Source organism: Burkholderia sp. KL41, from assembly GCF_057005415.2.
In genome coordinates this window covers 3,497,893-3,515,853 of the sequence record NZ_CM174446.1, presented here as the reverse complement: position 1 = coordinate 3,515,853, position 17,961 = coordinate 3,497,893, and the positions used below count along the sequence as shown (strand labels likewise).

Sequence of the window (17,961 nt, the reverse complement as noted above, 5' to 3'; positions counted from 1 at the left end):
TTCGATTGCCGCCCGGGTTGCGGTTCGGCAGTCCCTCTGCCGATTGGCCGAATGGATCGATCGGGTGAACCTGACTACAGTGATGATCACTTGAAACGGAGGTCATCATGCAAAACGCGAATACGCCCGGAGCCGGTGCGGTCGATCCGGCCCAACGGGCAGATACCACGATCCGCGGCGACGGGGCGTCAGCAGACCGCCCCGCGTCTGCCAATCCGCCCGTTCGGTTCGGTGTCCTGCAAGGGCAGGCCCGGATTGCGGACGATTTCGATGCGCCGCTGCCCGATTACCTGCTGGATGCGTTCGAAGGGCGCTGATGCGGCTGTTGCTCGATACGCACGTCTTTTTGTGGATCGTGACCGATGACCCCAAGCTCAGCGCACGGGCGCGCAGACTGATTTCGGCCGCCGACGAGCGTTTCGTCAGCAGCGCGAGTATCTGGGAGGCCGCCATCAAGGCCGGCTTGGGGAAGCTCGATATCGACGTCGGCAAGCTGATCCGCGCGATCGGCTCGAGCGGGATTCGCGAGCTACCGGTTCGGGCCGTGCATGGTGCGGCAGTGCGCGACTTGCCGCACCACCATCGCGATCCGTTCGATCGCTTGCTGGTCGCGCAGGCACGGCTCGAGCCGCTTCGGCTCGTGACGGCCGATACCCATCTTGCACGGTACGGCCTGTCTCTCGTTCTGACAGTTTGAAGCAATTTGTCGGCACGAAAGCCGTCGGTCGCCGGCGCCTCACGGGGCGTCGCGGGTCATGCCGCTGCGGCGTCCGGTGCGGTTTCGTCCAGTTCCGCGCAGAGCGCGGCCAGCCGCTCCCGCAATCCTTCGCTCGCCGGCACGAACGGCAGCCGCAACCCGTCCTCGCACCACCCTTGCGCGGCCAGCACGGCCTTCACCGGTGCCGGATTCGGCTCAGCGAACAGCGCCGCGACGAGCGGCTGCAACGCGACCGACAGGCGCCGCGCATCGGCGAGCCGGCCGTCGCGCAGCAGCGCATGGATGCGCACATGCCATTCGGGCAGCACGTGCGCGCTGCTCGCGATCGCGCCGTGCGCACCGGCGCACATCGCCGCGAAGTTCTGGTTGTCGTCGCCGGACAGGATCGCGAGCGGCGTGTCGTGCACGAGCCGGTTCATCCGGTCGAGCGTGCCGCCGCATTCCTTGATGCCTGCGACGCGCGGGTCGCGCGCAAGCGCCTGCAGCGTGTCCAGTTCGACGTTCACGCCGGTGCGGTACGGGATGTTGTAGACGAGCACCGGCAGGTCGGCCGCGTCGACGATCGCCTCGACGTGGCGGCGGATGCCGTCCTGCGTCGGCCGCACGTACACGGGCGGCGTGACGAGCAGCCCGTCCGGCCGCAACTCCGCGAGTTCGCGCGCACGCGCGGCCGCGAAATGCGTCGCGCTCGCGGTCAGCCCGACGACGATCGGCAGTCCGGGCGCCGCGTCGCGCAGCGTCGCGAACACGGCGTCCTGTTCGCGTGCGTCGAGCAGCACGCCTTCACCCGTCGTCGCGCCCGCGACGAAGCCCGCGATGCCCGCGCCCGCATAGTGGCGCGCGAGTCGCGCGAGCGCGGCATGGTCGACTTCGCCGTGGTGGAACGGCGTGATGATCGGCAGCCAGATACCTTCGAAACGTGTGTTCATGCAAAGCCTCATGGTGGAAACGGAGTGGGAAGGAACCGTTCCGCCGGCGGAGGGCCGGAGCGAGGCATGCGTGCAAGGAGAATGAAACGACCCGCGGGCATCCCGTCCGGCATTCGCCTGACGGGACGCGACGTCCCCGTCAGTCGAGGAGTCGTTTTTTCAGTTTCAGCCCGGCCGCGCGCGTACCTGCCGCGACGGCGGCGAGGATCGGAAGCGAGCGCAGGGCAGCGGACATTGAGGAACCGTGAATGGGCTGAGCGGCGATCTTAACACCGGAATCGATGCGCACGCGAGTGTCCGCCGCCGTTTAGCAGGAATCGAGATTTGCTTTCCACGACTGATTGGAAAGCGCGCCGCGCCCGGCCGCTAGAATGCCCGCTTACGTTTCGATGACAGCGCGTACGCGTGCCGTCACGCACATTCACCACCACTGGAAGCGGGGCATATCACGATGGCAAGCATGAAGGGGATCGGCCGCTGGCTGCACACGGGCGCGGCGGCGGCGCTGGTCGTGGCGGCGTCGGCCGCGCACGCGGACACGTCGATCCTGAACGAGTCGTACGACGTGACGCGCGAGCTGTACAAGGACATCAACACGGGTTTTGCCGCCGCGTACAAGCAGAAGACCGGCGAGACGGTCGCGATCAAGCAGTCGCACGGCGCGTCGAGCGCGCAGGCGCTGTCGGTGCTGCAGGGGCTGCAGGCCGACGTCGTGACGATGAACCAGCCGAACGACATCGACCTGCTCGCCGAGCGCGGCCAGTTGCTGCCGAAGGACTGGCGTGCGCGTTTCCCGGACAACAGCTCGCCGTACTCGACCACGATGGTGTTCCTGGTGCGCAAGGGCAACCCGAAGGCGATCAAGGACTGGAGCGATCTCGCGAAGCCGGGTGTCCAGGTGATCATCGCGAACCCGAAGACGTCGGGCAACGGTCGTTATGCGTATCTCGCCGCATGGGGCTTCCAGAAGCAGAAGGGCGCGACCGACCAGCAGGCGATCGACTTCGAGAAGGCGATCTTCCGCAACGTGCCGGTGCTCGACTCCGGCGGCCGGGGCGCGACGACGACGTTCACGCAGCGCGGCATCGGCGACGTGCTGGTCACGTTCGAGAACGAAGTCGCGCTGATGGACACCGGTGCGTCGGGCGCGCAGTTCGACGCCGTGTATCCGTCGGCGAGCATCCTCGCGGAGCCGCCCGTCGCCGTCGTCGACAAGGTCGTCGACAAGAAGGGCACGCGCAAGGTCGCGCAGGCGTATCTCGACTACCTGTACACGCCGGAAGCGCAGGAGATCATCGCGCAGCACCATCTGCGCCCGCGCGACGCGAACGTGCTGAAGAAGCATGCTGCCGAGTTCAAGCCGCTGAAGACGTTCAGCGTCGAGCAGGTCTTCGGCAGCTGGGCGAACGCGCAGAAGACGCATTTCGCGGACGGCGGCACGTTCGACCAGGTGATCGTCGACCGGAAGTGAGCGCCGCGCACACCGCGCGCCTGTCCGCACGCTGACGACGCAGCCGGCCGCTACCGCGGCCGGCTTTTTTGTGCCTGGCGGCCGGCGGCGCGGCGGACGTCCATTCCGAACCGGCACGCATACCCGGCCGCGGCCGCGCGTGCTACGCTCATCGCCTTCCTGCTTCCGGCCCCGCGCGATGAATGTCGATTCGTCCTCCCCAGCCTCCCGCGGCCGTGGCCGCAAGATCTGGTCGGGCACACGCCCGGTCATCGCGTACGGGATGCCGCCGCTCGGCTGGCGCGACCTCTATCACCGCGCGCTGACGGTGAGCTGGCCCGTTTTCTTCCTGTCGCTCGCCGTGCTGTTCCTGCTGCTCAACGGCGGCTTTGCAACGCTCTACCTGCTCGGCCACGCGTCGATCGCGAACCAGTCGCCGGCCGGGTTCGGCGGCGCGTTCTTCTTCAGCGTCGAGACGCTCGCGACCGTCGGCTACGGCGACATGCATCCGCAGACCGTCTATGCGCACCTGGTCGCGACGTTCGAGATCTTCATCGGGATGTCGGGCATCGCGCTGGCCACGGGGCTCGTGTTCGCGCGGTTTTCGCGGCCGCAGGCGAAGATCCTGTTCGCGCGCTACGCGATCGTCCGGCCGCTGAACGGCAGGATGACGCTGATGGTGCGCGCCGCGAACGCGCGCCAGAACGTGATTGCCGAGGCGCAGGCGAAATTGCGGCTGATGCGGATCGAGGGCACGCACGAGGGCTACACGCTGCGCAAGATCCACGACCTGCCGCTCGTGCGCAGCGAGCACCCGATTTTCCTGCTCGGCTGGAACCTGATGCACGTGATCGACGAATCGAGCGCGCTGTTCGGCGAGACGCCCGAATCGCTCGCCGCGCGCGACGCGTCGTTGCTGATCACGATCGAAGGCTCGGACGAGACGACCGCGCAGGTGATGCAGGCGCGTCACACGTGGGTGCATGGCGAAATCCGCTGGCGTCACCGCTATGTCGACCTGATGCACGACGAAGACGGCATCACGCACATCGACTACACGCATTTTCATGAAGTCGTGCCGGTCGACACCGATACCGACGAGCGCGGCTCGCCGGGCGCGGTGGTCGATGCCGACGCGGCGGCGCCGGGCCCGGCCGCGTAGGTGCGCCCGCGGGCGGCTGGCGGCACCGCCCGCGCGCTACGCGTCACGCATGCAGCAGGCGCGCCGCTTCGCGCTGTTCGATCGCGACCGCGCGGCGGAATGCGTCGCGGTCCTCGGCGCGCGCGACGTAGTCGCCGAGCACGCCTTCGTGCGGCAGCAGATGCGCGTCGAATGCGATCTTCAGCGTGCTGGCGAGCAGCAGGTCGGCCGCGGTGAAGCGGTCGCCGACGAGCCATGGATGATGGGCGAGCGCTTGCGCGAGTGCGCGTTGCACGCGCGTGATGTTGCCCCAGCCGAATGCGACCGGATTGCCCGACGCGCCGGTGAATTTTTCGGCCATCGCCGGTTCGAGGCAGGTCGGCGTGAAGAACATCCATTGGAGAAAGCGGCCGCGCAGCGGATCGTCGGGCGCGATGCCGAGCCCGGCACCCGGGCAGCGGTCGGCAAGATAGAGCAGCACGGCGCCCGATTCGGCGAACGGCACGCTGCCGTCGTCGAGCGCGGGCAGCTTGGCCATCGGGTTGACCTGCACGAACGCGTCGCTGCCCTGTTCGTGCGAGCGCAGGTCGATCGGCACGAGTTCGTACACCACGCCGAGTTCCTCGAGCATCCACAATGCCCGGAATGCCCGGGTCTTCGGCCAGTAGTAGAGCTTCATCGTGCCTCCGTGATTGGGTGCAGCTGTCGGTCCGGTGGATGCTCAAGCGTACCCGAGCGCAAGAGGTTCGGACAGGGGCGCCCGGCTAGGGGCGTCCGGCAAGGGGTGCCTATCGGCGAGTGATGGCCGGACGCGCGGCGTTTCGAGTAGAAAGCCGGGCAGAGTCCCATGGGACAAGGAGGTTCATGAATAACTAGTCATATTGATACTAGTTATGAACAGGGTGAAAATTTCCGGCGCAAGCCGGCGTCACTTGCCCGGCATCGCGGCGCCCGCAGTGCTCCCGCGCACGGCAAGACTCGCATCCGGCCGCGTTCGCCGATGCGACACGAAACAGGGAAATCAGGGGAGACAACTCACGCATGGCAAACGACGATCGCACCACGATCATTCCACGCAGAACACCGGAATCGGCGGCCATGGTGGCCGAGGTCAAACGCGCGATGGCGATCACCGCGCGGATCAACCGCCTGACGTTCGACGATGCAGGCGAGGTTCGCGCATTGTTCGGCAAACTGATCGGCACGCAGGTGGACGACGGCTTCGTGCTGATCCCGCCGTTTCATGCGACGGGCGGCACCGGCATGAAGCTCGGGCGCAACGTGTTCGTCAACCAGAACTGCACGTTCTACGATCTCGGTGGGCTCGCGATCGGCGACGACGTGATGATCGGGCCGAACGTCAGCCTGATCACGTCCGGCCATCCGGTCGAGCCTTCGCGGCGGCGCGATTTCGTCGTCGCGAAGCCGATCGTGATCGAGCGGAATGTGTGGATCGGCGCCGGCGCGACGATCATCGGCGGTGTGACCGTGGGCGAGAACTCGGTGGTCGCGGCGGGGGCCGTCGTCACGCGGGATGTTGCGCCGAATGTGCTGGTTGGCGGTAATCCGGCAGCGGTCATCCGGTCGATTGCCGAATGACGCGGCACGAGGGCGCGCGCCCGTTCGAAGCAGCCTGGCCGGAAGGATGTGGACAACTGCCCCCGAGGCGACTCGAAACGCTGTGCATTTGAATGGTGAGGGTGCCGTCGAAGCCGTCCGGATGGGGCTTTCCGGTGTCTGCCCGATAGTCGCCGGTGGAGGCTCGGGCCGTGCCTGCCGATGTTTCGACGAAGGTCGCGCAGTGCGATCGGATGTGGATATCCTCGCGCCGAAACGACTCGGCGCCCTGTGCATTTCACAGGTGAGGGCACCGGATGATGCGAAGTGCATGAAGCGGGTTGTGGACAACTCGCCCACGGAACGAGGCGAAATGCTGTGGAATTCGACGGTGAGGGGCGCCGCGCGATCCCGCTGCGCGCCTTTCCCGGCGGGGTTTCCTGACTTTTGTCGAGGTTCGGCGCGCCGCGCATTCTAGCCGAACGCGCGCATCGTGGCCGAACCGCGGATGCGCCGCGACGTGGATATCCCGCCATCGGCTGCCACCCGAAGGGCCGTGCATTCTAACGGTGAGTGCGGTGGAGTGGTCTGCAATGCGCCGATTTTGCTGCGCATCGCAGCGTTCGCGAGCGACTCGACGTGCCCGGCGATGCAAAGGTGCGCATCAATACGCGATGAGTGGTCAGTGCGCCAGAATGCGATCATTCGGCCGCCCAAGCCCAAGCCCAAGCCCAAGCCCAAGCCCAAGCCCAAGCCCAAGCCCAAGCCCAAGCCCAAGCCCAAGCCCAAGCCAACACCACCTGAAGCGCCGTGCATGTCCGGTTCGCACGCGAGCGTGAGGGCGAAGACAACTGGGGCTCCCGTGTGGATATCCGGCAGCCGAAACGACTCGCGGCACTGTGCATTTCCACGGTGAGCATCAGCGCTCGACCGGCCGATGAGCCACTTCCAGCACGGAATGCCGGCGCGGTAGCGCTTCCGGGGCGCGCATCCGCTGTCGCTCGGCGGATTCTCGCCCATGTGGATATCCTGCGCGCCGGATCACTCGAAGCGCTGTGGTTTTCAACGGTGAGGGTGCCCGCGTGGCTGGGCGGTTCTGCCGGATCGGACGTGGATAACCGCCATGGCAGCCACTCGAAGCCCTGTGTATTGCAACGGTGAGCGCGAGCCCGCGATTGTGCAGCATGCGGGTTCCGGCCGACCTGTCCGGGCCGGATACCGGCCGACAAACCCAGTCGCGTCCCTGTGTATTCGATCGGTGAGGGTGAACGCAGGATCGACGCCATGCGCCATTTCCAGTGTGGATATCCATCGCCGAAACCCACTCGCCGCGCTGTGAATATCAACGGTGAGCGCCGGCACTCGAGCGTGCCGCATGCCGATAACGGTGTGGATATCCCGGCCCCTGCGCCACTCGAAACCCTGTGCAATCGAATGGTGAGCGCGCGAGCGGGATTGTGGACATCCCGCTCCGCCACCGAATCGGGACGCTGTGCATTTCAACGGTGAGCGTGACCGCCTCCGCCCGCCGAAACCCTTGTCACACGGGGCGCGAGCGTCGGCCGACGCATACCTGAACCGTCGTCGGGCAATCGTGCGCGTTCCCGGCAAACAGCCTGTCTGCCCCGACACGTCGCCCATCCCGCCCGGCCACCGCGCGCGAGAACTATCTCAAATTCGGCCAAAAACCTGCGCAGTTTTTCTCGCTACAGCGCCGTCCGAGCAAGATGAGAAAAAACATTCTCGGCTGCGCGCGAAAAAATAGAGCCATTCGCTGCCGTCCCCCAAGCGTCGTCCGGCGCCTGCCGCGCAGCCCAGAACAGCACAATCAGGAGACTTCCCCCATGACCGCCCGCTTGCCCGTCGATGGCACGCCCGCCCTGTCCGACTACCGCCTGACCGACAACCTGACCGCGACGCGCGGCCGGATCTTCCTGACCGGCACGCAGGCGCTGGTCCGCCTGCTGCTGATGCAGCGCACGGTCGACGCCGAACAGGGGCTCAACACGGCCGGCTTCGTCAGCGGTTATCGCGGTTCGCCGCTCGGCATGGTCGACCAGCAGCTGTGGAAGGCGAAGAAACTGCTCGACGCCGGCGGCGTGCGCTTCCTGCCCGCGATCAACGAGGAACTCGGCGGCACGGCCGTGCTCGGCACGCAGCGCGTCGAGGCCGATCCCGAGCGCACGGTCGAGGGCGTGTATGCGATGTGGTACGGCAAGGGCCCGGGCGTCGATCGCGCGGGCGACGCGCTGAAGCACGGCAACGCGTACGGTTCGTCGCCGCATGGCGGCGTGCTGGTCGTCGCGGGCGACGACCACGGCTGCGTGTCGTCGTCGATGCCGCACCAGAGCGACTTCGCGATGATCGCGTGGCACATGCCGGTCGTGAACCCGGCGAACATCGCCGACATGCTCGAATTCGGCCTGTACGGCTGGGCGCTGTCGCGCTACTCGGGCGCGTGGGTCGGTTTCAAGGCGATCTCCGAAACGGTCGAGTCGGGCTCGACCGTCGACCTCGACGCGCTGCAGACGCACTGGCCGGCGCCTGAAGGCTTCACGCCGCCGGCGGGCGGCCTGCACAACCGCTGGCCGGACCTGCCGAGCCTGACGATCGAAGCGCGCCTCGCCGCGAAGCTCGACGCGGTGCGCCATTTCGCGCGCACCCACAGCATCGACAAGTGGATCGCGCCGAGCGCGCAGGCGAACGTCGGCATCGTCACGTGCGGCAAGGCGCACCTCGACCTGATGGAAGCACTGCGCCGCCTCGACCTGACGGTGGCCGACCTCGACGCGGCCGGCGTGCGGATCTACAAGGTCGGCCTGTCGTATCCGCTCGAGATGACGCGCATCGAGACCTTCGTCGACGGGCTCGCCGAAGTGCTCGTGATCGAGGAGAAGGGCCCGGTCATCGAGCAGCAGATCAAGGACTATCTGTACAACCGCACCGAGGGCGCGCGCCCGCGCGTGCTCGGCAAGCACGATGCCGAAGGCGCCTGCCTGCTGTCCGAGCTCGGCGAGCTGCGCCCGTCGCGCATCCTGCCCGTGTTCGCCGAATGGCTCGCGCGCCACAAGCCGGCGCTCGACCGCCGCGAGCGCGTCGTCGATCTCGTCGCGCCGCAGATCCTGTCGAACGAAGCGGATGCCGTGAAGCGCACGCCGTACTTCTGCTCGGGCTGCCCGCACAACACGTCGACGAAGGTGCCGGAAGGCTCGATCGCGCAGGCCGGCATCGGCTGCCACTTCATGGCGTCGTGGATGGAGCGCGACACGACGGGCCTGATCCAGATGGGCGGCGAGGGCGTCGACTGGGCCGCGCACGCGATGTTCACCAACACGAAGCACGTGTTCCAGAACCTCGGCGACGGCACCTACTTTCACTCGGGCATCCTCGCGATCCGCCAGGCCGTGGCCGCGAAGGCGAACATCACGTACAAGATCCTCTACAACGACGCGGTCGCGATGACGGGCGGCCAGCCGGTCGACGGCAGCATCTCGGTGCCGCAGATCGCGCGGCAGGTCGAGGCGGAAGGCGTGTCGCGCTTCGTCGTCGTGTCCGACGAACCGGAGAAGTACGACGGTCACCACGGGCTGTTCCCGAAAGGCACGACGTTCCATCACCGCAGCGAGCTCGACACGGTGCAGCGCGAGCTGCGCGAGACGCCGGGCGTCACCGTGCTGATCTACGACCAGACCTGCGCGGCCGAGAAGCGCCGCCGCCGCAAGAAGGGCGAATTCCCCGACCCGGACAAGCGCCTGTTCATCAACGACGCGGTGTGCGAAGGCTGCGGCGATTGCGGCGTGCAGTCGAACTGCCTGTCGGTCGAGCCGCTCGAAACGCCGCTCGGCCGCAAGCGCCGCATCGACCAGTCGTCGTGCAACAAGGACTATTCGTGCGTGAACGGCTTCTGCCCGAGCTTCGTGACGGTCGAAGGCGCGGCGCTGAAGAAGGCCGCCGGTGCCGCATTCGACGAAGCCGCGCTCGCCGCGCGCGTCGATGCGCTGCCGGTGCCCGCGACGCATCTCGACGCGGCGCCGTTCGACATGCTCGTGACGGGCGTGGGCGGCACGGGCGTCGTGACGGTCGGCGCGCTGATCAGCATGGCCGCGCACCTCGAAGGCAAGAGCGCGTCGGTGCTCGACTTCATGGGCTTCGCGCAGAAGGGCGGCTCGGTGCTGTCGTTCGTGCGGATCGCGTCGAGCGACCGGTGGCTGAACCAGGTGCGCATCGACACGCAGCAGGCCGACGTGCTGCTCGCGTGCGACATGGTCGTCGGCGCGAGCGCCGAGGCGTTGCAGACGGTGCGTCACGAACGTTCGCGGATCGTCGTCAACACGCACCGGATCCCGAATGCATCGTTCGTGCAGAACCCCGACGCGAACCTGCATGCGGACGCGCTGCTCGAGAAGATGCGTCACGCGGCCGGCGACGGCTACCTGTCGAGCTGCGACGCGCAGGCGCTCGCCGCGAAGTTCCTCGGCGACTCGATCGGCGCGAACATCCTGATGCTCGGTTATGCATGGCAGCTCGGCCTCGTGCCGGTGTCGCTCGCGGCGATGATGCGCGCGATCGAGCTGAACAACGTCGCGGTGCCGATGAACAAGCTCGCGTTTTCGATCGGCCGGATGGCCGCTGGCGACGCGGCGGGCCTCGATGCGTTGTGGAACGCGCGCCACACGGTGGCCGCGCATGCCGCGCCGGAGACGCTCGCCGAGCTGATCGCCGATCGCGAAGCGCGTCTCGAGGCGTACGGCGGCGCCCGTTATGTCGAGCGCTACCGTGCGCTCGTGAGCGCGGCGCGCGCGAAGGGCGACGACGTGCTCACGCGCGCGGTCGCGACGACGTTCTACCGGCTGCTCGCGGTGAAGGACGAATACGAGGTCGCGCGGCTGTACACGGACGACGCGTTCCGCACGGCGCTCGAAGCGCAGTTCGAAGGCGTGCCGGGGCAGGCCTATCGCGTGAAGTTCAACCTCGCGCCGCCGACGGTCGCGAAGGCCGGCAGCGACGGCAGCGTGCCGAAGAAGCGCGTGTTCGGCCAGTGGATGTGGCCGGTGTTCGGCGTGCTGGCGCGCGTGCGCAGCCTGCGCGGCACGTGGCTCGATCCGTTCGGCCGCACCGTCGAGCGCAAGATGGAACGCGCGCTTGCCGACGACTACGAGACGACGCTCGCACGGGCGCTCGCCGCGATGACGGCCGGCAATGCGGCGCAAGTCGCGCAACTGGCCGACCTGCACGCCCGCGTGCGCGGCTTCGGTCACGTGAAGGTGCGCAACCTGGCCGGCGTGAAGCGCGCGGAGCGCGAGCTCGCGCTGCAGCTCGGCATCGAAGCGGCGACGAGCGCGGCCGTGCAGCACGCGCTCGACGAGATGAAGGGCGCGGGGATGCTGAAGGGGATTCCGGTCGTGGTCGCGAAGTAACGCGCGCCCGGGCGGAGGTGGGCGGATGTGAAAACGGCGACGCGGGTGCGTCGCCGTTTTTTTCATGAGCGGCGGCTGCGCACCGGCAGCGGCGGCCGTCCGTCAGAGAATGCCTTTCTTGCGCGTCGACAGCGCCGTTTCCGACAGGTCGATCTCGCGCAGCAGTTTCGTCAGCGTCTCGTCGGAAATCTTGCTGTCGCTGCGCAGCCGGTACAGCGCGGTGCGTTCCGCGCGCACGGCCGCGATCCGCATCTGCAGTTCCATCGTTTCGGCCTGCTTCGCTTCGGCGCGCGGCGTGGGGCCGTCCTCGGCGAGCGTCGCGAGGCGGCGGCGGTACTGGTCCATCACGCGTGCGGAGATATCCGCGCAGCGCGCGGCGCCCGATTCGTCGAGATCGGCCGAGATCGCGTCGTGCGACGAGTCGATCGCGCGGATCGCGGCCTGCGCGGCGGCCGCGCGCGCGGCGCGTTCCTCGTCGCCGAGCGGGCTGCGCGACGAACGCACGCCGCGCAGCAGCAGCGGCAGGCCGATCACCGCGACGACGAGCGAGCCGAGGATCACCGCCGACGCGACGAAGATCGCGGTGTCGCGGCCCGGCAGCGGCACGCCGTCGGACAGCGCGACCGGAATCGACAGCACGCCGGCGAGCGTGACCGCGCCGCGCACGCCGCCGACCGTCATCACCGCGATCGTGCGGATGCCGGCCATCGTGCCGGCGAGGCCCTGCCGCGCGGCGCGACGGCTCGCGAACCAGCGCAGCAGCCAGACCCACAGGAAGCGGATCGCATACAGCGCGAGCATCATCGCGCAGACGTTGAAGATCATCCGGCCGACGAGCGCGTCGCTCGTGTGGTGCGCGTCGACGAGCGTGCGGCCGATGATGTGCGGCAGCTGCAGCCCGAGCATGATGAACACCATGCCGTTGAACACGAACTCGATCATCGCCCACGTGCTTTCGGCGCGCACGCGCGATGCGACGGTGCTTTTGCGCGAGAAGCTCGTGTAATTCATCATCATCCCGGCCGACACGGCCGCCAGCACGCCCGACAGCTCGAGGTGCTCGGCGAACAGGTAGGCCGCGAACGGCACGAGCAGCGTCATCACGATGCCGGGGGCCGGATCGCCTTCCTGCTCGGCGTTCAGGAAGCGCGTCGACAGCGCGCTGAACACCCACGACACGATCGCGCCCGTCGCGAGCCCGCCGGCCGCGACGATCACGAACGTGACCGACGCGTCGCGCAGCGAGAACATGCCCGTCAGCGCGGCCGCGATCGCGAATTTCAGCGCGACGAGGCCCGACGCGTCGTTCATCAGCGCCTCGCCTTCGAGGATGTGCATCAGCTGCGGCGGAATCCGGCCCTTTCCTGCGATGCCCGACAGCGCGACCGCGTCGGTGGGCGACAGCACGGCCGCGAGCGCGAACGCGATCGGCAGCGGCAACTCGGGTATCAGCCAGTGCGCGAAATAGCCCACTGCGAGTACCGTCATGAACACGAGCCCGAATGCGAGCATCAGGATCGCGCGGCGCTGCAGGTACAGCTCGCGCTTCGGAATCCGCCAGCCGTCCGCGAACAGCAGCGGCGGAATGAACAGCAGCATGAAGATTTCGGGATCGAACGTGACATGCAGGTTCAGCTTCGGCCACGCGAGCATCGCGCCGAAGGCGATCTGCATCAGCGGCAACGGCAGCTGGAACGGCAGGATGCGCGTGACGGCGCCGGACAGCGCGACGGTCAGCAGCAGGATCAGGACGGTGAAGACGATTTCCATCGATACGGCGAATACGGGGAATGAAACGATCGTACGGAGTGTAGCGTGACAGCGTGACCGGTGCGTTCGAGCGGCCGGTGCGTGCGCACGAAACTGGTGCGTCGCGCGTGTGCCACGGTGGTGCGGCGGCCCGGTGAGCCCGCGCGGCGCATGGGTTCTACGCGCCTTGCACGGAGCTTGCTTGATGCTGGTCAACCGTCCGGCGTCGACCGGGCAACCGAGGGTCCAACCATGACATTGCACGCGCCGTTCGCCTTGCCGGGCGCCGCGTTCGAAGGCATTACCAGGAGGAAGGCATGACGATCGTGCAACAGGAGCGTCCGGCCGCTGCGTCGCCGTACCGGTTCGAGCGGGAGGTGAGTTCCGGCCTCGAACGTCTGGCGACGCAGCACCGCGACCTGACGCTCACGACCGTGTTCCAGCCGATTTTCAGCCTGTCGCACCAGCGTGCGGTGGGTTACGAGGCGCTGCTGCGCGCGCACGATGCGCTCGACCGCGCGGTGTCGCCGCTCGACGTGTTCGGCGAAGCCGCGCGCCAGGGCGAACTGCTGCAGCTCGACCGGCTCGCGCAGGCGCTGCATCTCGAGAACTTCGCGCTGCTCGGCGCCGAGCGCGAGTGGCTGTTCCTCAACGTGCATCCGGGGGTGCTCACCGACCCGTTCCAGGCGGCCGCGCTGCTCGCGAACCTGAAGCGGCTCGGCATGCCGCCGCGCCGCATCGTGCTCGAAGTGCTCGAACAGCGCGCGGAGGACGTCGAGCGGCTGGCCGAGGCCGTGCGCGAATTCCGCACGCACGGTTTCCTGATCGCGCTCGACGATTTCGGCGCGGGCCACTCGAATCTCGAGCGGATCTGGCAACTGAACCCGGACATCGTGAAGCTCGACCGGATCATGCTGTCGCACGCGGCGCACCGCACCGGGCTCACCGCGATCCTGCACGGGCTCGTGACGCTGCTGCACGAGGCCGGCAAGCTGGTGCTCGTCGAGGGGATCGAGACCGAGCACGAGGCGCAGATCGCGCTGTCGTGCGAGGCCGATTTCGTGCAGGGCTACTACTTCGGCCGGCCGGCGCCGGGGCTGCCCGACAGCGCGGCCGCGACGGGCTGCATCGGCGAGCTGACCGAGCGTTTTCGCCAGCAGACCGAGGCGCGCGAGCGGCGCGATGCGCAGCGGCTCGCGCCGTACCTGCGCGCGTTCGAACGCGCGGCCGAGCGCCTCGCGGCCGGCGAGCCGCTCGACGAGGTGTGCTGGAACTTCCTCGCGCTCGACGCGGCCGCGCGCTGCTTCCTGCTCGACGCGCACGGCCGCCAGTCGGGCCGCAACGTCGTGCTGCGCGCCGACCGCGCGCTCGCCGAGGCACGCTTTTCGCCGCTGGCGGACGCACAGGGCGCGAACTGGCTGCGCCGGCCGTATTTCCGCTCGGCGATCGCCGAGCCGGGGCGGGTGCAGGTCACGCGGCCGTACCTGTCGATCAACGAGGCGCAGCCGTGCGTGACGCTGTCGGTGGCCGTGCGCGTCGGCGATACGCAGCGCGTGCTGTGCGGCGATATCGACTGGGTCGACGACGAAGCGGACGCCGGCTAGCGATGCGCGCACCGCAGGCGGCGAGCAGGGCGATCCGGGCGATCCGGGCCGGCGCGGGCGGCCCGTTGCGCTCGCCCCGCGCTTCCCCGACAATGGCGCGACCGCGGCCATCGTGACCGCGGGCGCGCCGTCCCGGGGGCCACCATGGCGGCGAATAACAAGGAAAACACAATGAAAAGACCGATTTCGCTGACCATTCTCGCGTGGATCATCATCGTGACCAACGCGATCACGTGCATCTATACGCCATTCACGATCGGCATGCCGACCACCCAGGCGCTGCTGTCGCACTACCTGCTGCCCGTCTGGGCGACGCTCGGCATCAGCGTGCTCATCGAAGCCGTGAACGTCGTGATCGGCATCGCGATCCTCAAGGGCCGCGAATGGTCGCGCAAGGCCTACATCGTGACGGCCGTGTTCGGTTTCGCGTTCTCGTTCGTCAACATGCCGGCGTCGATGTTCGCGGTGCTGATCCCCGGCTTCCTGCTGTTCGCCCTGTTCGTCTACCTGCTGTTCCGGCGCCCCGCGACCGCGTATTTCCGTCAGGCGAGCGCATGAGCGTCGTGCGCAACGCGCTCGCGATCGTGCTGTTCGCGATCGCGGGCATGTGCGTGATCACCGCGCAGATGATGGCGTTCATGAAGCTCGGCCATACGCGCGCGATGCTCGTGTTCGTTGCCGTGTTGTTCGTGCTGTCGGCCGTGTTCCTGGCCGTGGGCGCGTTCGCCGGCGCGTTCCGGCCGCGCGCGCGTGGCGCGGGCATCGCACTGCTCGTCGCGACCGCGACCACCGCGTTCGGGATGATCGGCTGGGTGACGCTCCTGCTGGCGCCGGGGATCGTCGACGTGATGCAGCAGCAGGGCGTCGACGTGAACGCGCGGATGTTCCGGTTCGCGCCCGGCGCCGTGGTGACCGGCCTGTCCGCGCTCGTCGGCGTGTGGCTCGCGCGGCGCGGCTGACGGTGGCACTCGCGATGGGACCGACCGGGCGCCGCTGACGGCGGGGCGCCCCGTCACGCTGGCGCCCGTCGCACGGCTCGGCTAGGATGCGCGAATTGTCCTGACGATTCGCGGGCCGCCCATGAGCCGAAACGCCGCTTCTTCCATCCTCCTTGAAGTGATCGCCACGACCGTCGGCGACGCGAAGGCCGCCGCCCGCGCGGGCGCCGACCGCCTCGAACTCGTGACCGCGATCACCGAAGGCGGGCTGACGCCGAGCGTCGGCCTGATCGAAGCCGTCGTGGCCGCCGTGCCGATTCCCGTCAACGTGATCGTGCGGCCGCACAGCCGGTCGTTCGTCTACGACGCCGACGACCTGCGCGTGATCGAGCGCGACGTGCGCGCGGCCGTCGCGGCCGGTGCGAACGGCGTCGTGTTCGGCGCGCTCGACGCGCGCGGCGACGTCGATCTGGGCGCGCTGGCCCGCATCGCGGCCGCGGCGGACGGCCGCGCGCTGACGTTCCACCGCGCGTTCGACGTGTCGCGCGATCTCAACGCCGCGTTCGACGCGCTGCTGCGCGTGCCGGCCGTCACGTCGGTGCTGACGTCGGGCGGCCATCCGTCGGTACTCGACGCGGTCGCGACGATCACGCGGCTGGTGCGGCAGACGGCAGGCTCGACCTGCACGGTGCTGGCCGGCTCGGGGCTCACGGTCGATGCGGTCGGCGATTTCGTCCGCGCGACCGGCGTGCGCGCGGTGCATTTCGGCTCGGGCGTGCGGCCGCGCGGCGAGGTGCTGGCACCGGTCGACGAACTGCTCGTCGCGAAGGTGCGCGCGACCATCGACGGAGCCGCATCGCACGTGTGACGCGCGGCGGCCCGCGGCGGCCACGGCGCGACGAATCACGCCAGCGCGCGGCAGACGATCGCGCGGCCCGCGGCGGCACGCGTACCCCGTCACGTATTGCGCACGAACCAGGTACGTTTTGCGGTGCCCAGCAGCGCGCGATAGACGACCCACGACACGACGAACGTCGCGGGCGCCGACAGCGACGCGGCGAACCCCGTCGCCTGGTTCAGCGCGAGTCCCGTGAACGCGCCGGCGAACCATGCGGTCAGCCCGCCCGGATTGAAGGTCGGCACATGGGCGTCGCGGCATTCGACGTCGTCGCCGACGAGTTGCCCGTACCGGCCGGACAGGATGTGCGCGAGCGCGACGCCGACCCACGCGACGACGAAGATGCCCTGATACGCGAGCGCCTGCAGGATTCGCGAGAAGATGTCGGCCATCATCAGCGCATAGACGACCGCACCGACCACGAGTGCCCACACGAACTTCGGCGCACGCACGCCGGCCACCTTCAGGAAGAACGCCTGCATGTTGACGGTCGCGAGGTAGTAGTTCGCGGTGTTGATGCGGGATTGCGTGACCCACACGAACAGCAATCCCCACACCCCCATCAGCTTCAGCAGCGCGAGCACGACCGATACTTCGGAGAGCGTACCGAGCCCCGGAATCGTGCTGACGAGATAGATGCCGGCCGCGCCGTTGACGAGAAACGTGACGAGGTAAAACGGCATCCCGAAGTTGAAGCGGCCGTGATAACCCGCGTCTTCCTTGCGGCCGAAGCGCGCGTAGTCGAACGTGAACATCATCAGCACCCACACGCCCATGTAGTAGACGAAGCAGTGCCACCAGCCGCCGGCCGGCGCGTTGCCGGCCGGCCCGAAATCGAGCCACGCCGCGTTGTAGCCGTATTCGGCCGTCGCGAGCCCGACCGCCGCGAGGAGCCCGAGCAGGTAGAACGGCAGCAGTACGCCGTTGAACTTGTCGAGCCAGTGCTGCACGCTGCCGAACACGAGCGGCACGCTGTAGCAGACGACGATCAGCGCGGCCCATTTGTAGTCGAGCGCCGGAAACTGGTGGTGCGCGGCAACCGCGATCACCGAGCCCTCGAACACCGCGTAGTAGATCGCGGTCGCGAAGAAGATCAGTGTCGCGAGCGCCGCGCCGGCGCTGCCGAACAGCACGCGCGAGAACAGCGCGACCGAGAGTCCGGTGCGGATCGCATAGCGGCTGATGATCGTGTTGACGAGGCCGTACGACACGACCGACAGCGCCATCCCGATCAGCGCGTTGCGCGCGCCGTAGGTGAGCGCGAGCGTGGCGCCCACGACGATGTAGAACACCGCGCTGCACACGGCCCACCACGCCATCGTCAGCGAGAAGGGCGGCATGCGCGCGTGGTCGGGGACGGCGAGCGTCGACAGGTCGAGATCCTCGTCGGTACGGGCCTGAGCCAGGTTGGCCATGATCGTGCTCCTTGATGCGCAGAAGTTGCGAACGACGTCTCGGCCGCGGCACAGGCGATCCGCAGGGTTGCCCCGACGTCGGGCGGGCAACCGGTTCGGCAGGAACAGCGCGCAGGCGTCCCCGCCGCGCGGCGCTCGGCCGGGC

The 17,961-nt window shown here is 68.3% G+C and carries 15 protein-coding genes; 10 read left to right on the top strand and 5 right to left on the bottom strand.

Translation table 11 applies throughout. From position 1 onward, the window contains the following. The first annotated feature begins 107 nt into the window (after positions 1 to 107). Complete coding sequence (locus PQB87_RS16510) at positions 108 to 317, top strand: hypothetical protein (protein WP_060062561.1); 210 nt, start codon at positions 108 to 110, stop codon at positions 315 to 317. Beyond that, positions 317 to 697 (top strand): type II toxin-antitoxin system VapC family toxin, encoded by a 381-nt coding sequence (locus PQB87_RS16505; RefSeq protein WP_301863603.1) that lies wholly within the window; start codon positions 317 to 319, stop codon positions 695 to 697. The genes PQB87_RS16510 and PQB87_RS16505 overlap by 1 nt, the downstream gene beginning before the upstream one ends. A 56-nt stretch (positions 698 to 753) precedes the next feature. Here PQB87_RS16505 and dapA read toward each other — a convergent pair whose 3' ends face one another. Together dapA and PQB87_RS16495 are read right to left on the bottom strand one after the other, a co-directional pair. Further along, positions 754 to 1,647 (bottom strand): 4-hydroxy-tetrahydrodipicolinate synthase, encoded by an 894-nt coding sequence (gene dapA / locus PQB87_RS16500; RefSeq protein ID WP_059492020.1) that lies wholly within the window; start codon positions 1,645 to 1,647, stop codon positions 754 to 756. 139 nt (positions 1,648 to 1,786) lie between these two features. Beyond that, positions 1,787 to 1,936 (bottom strand): hypothetical protein, encoded by a 150-nt coding sequence (locus PQB87_RS16495; protein ID WP_196487731.1) that lies wholly within the window; start codon positions 1,934 to 1,936, stop codon positions 1,787 to 1,789. 162 nt (positions 1,937 to 2,098) lie between these two features. Between PQB87_RS16495 and PQB87_RS16490 the strand changes: the two genes are divergently transcribed. Together PQB87_RS16490 and PQB87_RS16485 are read left to right on the top strand one after the other, a co-directional pair. Then, a complete protein-coding gene (locus PQB87_RS16490; RefSeq protein ID WP_489242390.1) occupies positions 2,099 to 3,118 on the top strand; it encodes a sulfate ABC transporter substrate-binding protein in 1,020 nt (339 codons plus the stop codon). A gap of 178 nt (positions 3,119 to 3,296) precedes the next feature. After that, complete coding sequence (locus tag PQB87_RS16485; protein WP_059683905.1) at positions 3,297 to 4,259, top strand: ion channel; 963 nt, start codon at positions 3,297 to 3,299, stop codon at positions 4,257 to 4,259. A gap of 43 nt (positions 4,260 to 4,302) precedes the next feature. Here the strand turns inward: PQB87_RS16485 and PQB87_RS16480 are convergent, their stop codons facing one another. Continuing rightward, positions 4,303 to 4,917: a glutathione S-transferase family protein gene (locus PQB87_RS16480; RefSeq protein ID WP_027788983.1), complete on the bottom strand. Its 615-nt coding sequence runs from the start codon at positions 4,915 to 4,917 to the stop codon at positions 4,303 to 4,305. Positions 4,918 to 5,279: 362 nt separating this feature from the next. Between PQB87_RS16480 and PQB87_RS16475 the strand changes: the two genes are divergently transcribed. Further along, positions 5,280 to 5,837, top strand: a complete 558-nt coding sequence (locus PQB87_RS16475; protein ID WP_489242389.1) for a sugar O-acetyltransferase — start codon at positions 5,280 to 5,282, stop codon at positions 5,835 to 5,837. Positions 5,838 to 7,639: 1,802 nt separating this feature from the next. Then, on the top strand, positions 7,640 to 11,212 hold the full coding sequence (locus tag PQB87_RS16470; protein WP_489242388.1) for an indolepyruvate ferredoxin oxidoreductase family protein: 3,573 nt from the start codon (positions 7,640 to 7,642) through the stop codon (positions 11,210 to 11,212). Positions 11,213 to 11,314: 102 nt separating this feature from the next. Here PQB87_RS16470 and PQB87_RS16465 read toward each other — a convergent pair whose 3' ends face one another. Continuing rightward, the gene (locus PQB87_RS16465) at positions 11,315 to 12,982 is read right to left on the bottom strand and encodes a Na+/H+ antiporter (protein ID WP_021157418.1); all 1,668 of its coding nucleotides are present in this window, start codon (positions 12,980 to 12,982) and stop codon (positions 11,315 to 11,317) included. Between the two features lie 296 nt (positions 12,983 to 13,278). Here PQB87_RS16465 and PQB87_RS16460 point away from each other — a divergent pair, with 296 nt between their 5' ends. From PQB87_RS16460 to PQB87_RS16445, 4 genes are all read left to right on the top strand, one after another. Further along, positions 13,279 to 14,565 (top strand): sensor domain-containing phosphodiesterase, encoded by a 1,287-nt coding sequence (locus PQB87_RS16460; RefSeq protein ID WP_060062535.1) that lies wholly within the window; start codon positions 13,279 to 13,281, stop codon positions 14,563 to 14,565. 171 nt (positions 14,566 to 14,736) lie between these two features. Continuing rightward, positions 14,737 to 15,123, top strand: a complete 387-nt coding sequence (locus tag PQB87_RS16455; RefSeq protein ID WP_027788988.1) for a hypothetical protein — start codon at positions 14,737 to 14,739, stop codon at positions 15,121 to 15,123. Beyond that, the gene (locus PQB87_RS16450; protein ID WP_059683912.1) at positions 15,120 to 15,524 is read left to right on the top strand and encodes a hypothetical protein; all 405 of its coding nucleotides are present in this window, start codon (positions 15,120 to 15,122) and stop codon (positions 15,522 to 15,524) included. Before PQB87_RS16455 ends, PQB87_RS16450 begins: the two co-directional genes overlap by 4 nt. A 121-nt stretch (positions 15,525 to 15,645) precedes the next feature. Next, positions 15,646 to 16,371 (top strand): copper homeostasis protein CutC, encoded by a 726-nt coding sequence (locus PQB87_RS16445; protein ID WP_021157415.1) that lies wholly within the window; start codon positions 15,646 to 15,648, stop codon positions 16,369 to 16,371. Between the two features lie 89 nt (positions 16,372 to 16,460). On the opposite strand, the gene PQB87_RS16440 is transcribed toward PQB87_RS16445, so the two are convergent. After that, positions 16,461 to 17,816 carry a purine-cytosine permease family protein gene (locus PQB87_RS16440; protein WP_111938928.1) on the bottom strand — a complete coding sequence of 452 codons (1,356 nt, stop codon included), beginning with the start codon at positions 17,814 to 17,816 and terminating at the stop codon, positions 16,461 to 16,463. Positions 17,817 to 17,961: the final 145 nt, after the last annotated feature.

Coding starts and splice junctions, on each gene's coding strand:
- PQB87_RS16475 (WP_489242389.1), top strand. CDS start 5,280: ATGGCAAACGACGATCGCACCACGATCATTCCACGCAGAACACCGGAA.
- PQB87_RS16505 (WP_301863603.1), top strand. CDS start 317: ATGCGGCTGTTGCTCGATACGCACGTCTTTTTGTGGATCGTGACCGAT.
- PQB87_RS16470 (WP_489242388.1), top strand. CDS start 7,640: ATGACCGCCCGCTTGCCCGTCGATGGCACGCCCGCCCTGTCCGACTAC.
- PQB87_RS16480 (WP_027788983.1), bottom strand. CDS start 4,917: ATGAAGCTCTACTACTGGCCGAAGACCCGGGCATTCCGGGCATTGTGG.
- PQB87_RS16455 (WP_027788988.1), top strand. CDS start 14,737: ATGAAAAGACCGATTTCGCTGACCATTCTCGCGTGGATCATCATCGTG.
- PQB87_RS16440 (WP_111938928.1), bottom strand. CDS start 17,816: ATGGCCAACCTGGCTCAGGCCCGTACCGACGAGGATCTCGACCTGTCG.
- PQB87_RS16460 (WP_060062535.1), top strand. CDS start 13,279: ATGACGATCGTGCAACAGGAGCGTCCGGCCGCTGCGTCGCCGTACCGG.
- PQB87_RS16490 (WP_489242390.1), top strand. CDS start 2,099: ATGGCAAGCATGAAGGGGATCGGCCGCTGGCTGCACACGGGCGCGGCG.
- PQB87_RS16445 (WP_021157415.1), top strand. CDS start 15,646: ATGAGCCGAAACGCCGCTTCTTCCATCCTCCTTGAAGTGATCGCCACG.
- dapA (WP_059492020.1), bottom strand. CDS start 1,647: ATGAACACACGTTTCGAAGGTATCTGGCTGCCGATCATCACGCCGTTC.
- PQB87_RS16485 (WP_059683905.1), top strand. CDS start 3,297: ATGAATGTCGATTCGTCCTCCCCAGCCTCCCGCGGCCGTGGCCGCAAG.
- PQB87_RS16465 (WP_021157418.1), bottom strand. CDS start 12,982: ATGGAAATCGTCTTCACCGTCCTGATCCTGCTGCTGACCGTCGCGCTG.
- PQB87_RS16450 (WP_059683912.1), top strand. CDS start 15,120: ATGAGCGTCGTGCGCAACGCGCTCGCGATCGTGCTGTTCGCGATCGCG.
- PQB87_RS16510 (WP_060062561.1), top strand. CDS start 108: ATGCAAAACGCGAATACGCCCGGAGCCGGTGCGGTCGATCCGGCCCAA.